This window comes from Actinacidiphila sp. bgisy145 (assembly GCF_057708125.1).
Map to the genome: position 1 here is coordinate 1 of NZ_JBYIRL010000113.1, position 1,030 is coordinate 1,030.

General features: G+C 56.4%; 1 rRNA gene. It reads left to right on the forward strand.

What is annotated here, in order from left to right:
- Nucleotides 1–1,028, forward strand: a 23S ribosomal RNA gene (locus tag AC3ERT_RS36520); the annotation flags it as partial.
- Nucleotides 1,029–1,030 lie beyond the last annotated feature (2 nt).

Consider the following 1,030-nt stretch of genomic DNA (forward strand, 5'->3'; position numbering starts at 1 on the left):
GGCGAAGCTGAGAACTTAAGCGCCAGTAAACGGCGGTGGTAACTATAACCATCCTAAGGTAGCGAAATTCCTTGTCGGGTAAGTTCCGACCTGCACGAATGGCGTAACGACTTCTCGACTGTCTCAACCATAGGCCCGGTGAAATTGCACTACGAGTAAAGATGCTCGTTTCGCGCAGCAGGACGGAAAGACCCCGGGACCTTTACTATAGCTTGATATTGGTGTTCGGTTCGGCTTGTGTAGGATAGGTGGGAGACTTTGATCATCGAGCGCCAGCTTGGTGGGAGTCGTCGTTGAAATACCACTCTGGTCGTGCTGGATGTCTAACCTCGGTCCGTGATCCGGATCAGGGACAGTGTCTGGTGGGTAGTTTAACTGGGGCGGTTGCCTCCTAAAGGGTAACGGAGGCGCCCAAAGGTTCCCTCAGCCTGGTTGGCAATCAGGTGTTGAGTGTAAGTGCACAAGGGAGCTTGACTGTGAGACTGACGGGTCGAGCAGGTACGAAAGTAGGGACTAGTGATCCGGCGGTGGCTTGTGGAAGCGCCGTCGCTCAACGGATAAAAGGTACCCCGGGGATAACAGGCTGATCTTCCCCAAGAGTCCATATCGACGGGATGGTTTGGCACCTCGATGTCGGCTCGTCGCATCCTGGGGCTGGAGTCGGTCCCAAGGGTTGGGCTGTTCGCCCATTAAAGCGGTACGCGAGCTGGGTTTAGAACGTCGTGAGACAGTTCGGTCCCTATCCGCTGCGCGCGTTGGAGTCTTGAGAAGGGCTGTCCCTAGTACGAGAGGACCGGGACGGACGAACCTCTGGTGTGCCAGTTGTTCTGCCAAGGGCATGGCTGGTTGGCTACGTTCGGGAGGGATAACCGCTGAAAGCATCTAAGCGGGAAGCCTGCTTCGAGATGAGGGCTCCCACCCACTTGATGGGGTAAGGCTCCCAGTAGACGACTGGGTTGATAGGCCGGATGTGGAAGCCTCGTGAGGGGTGGAGCTGACCGGTACTAATAGGCCGAGGGCTTGTCCATGT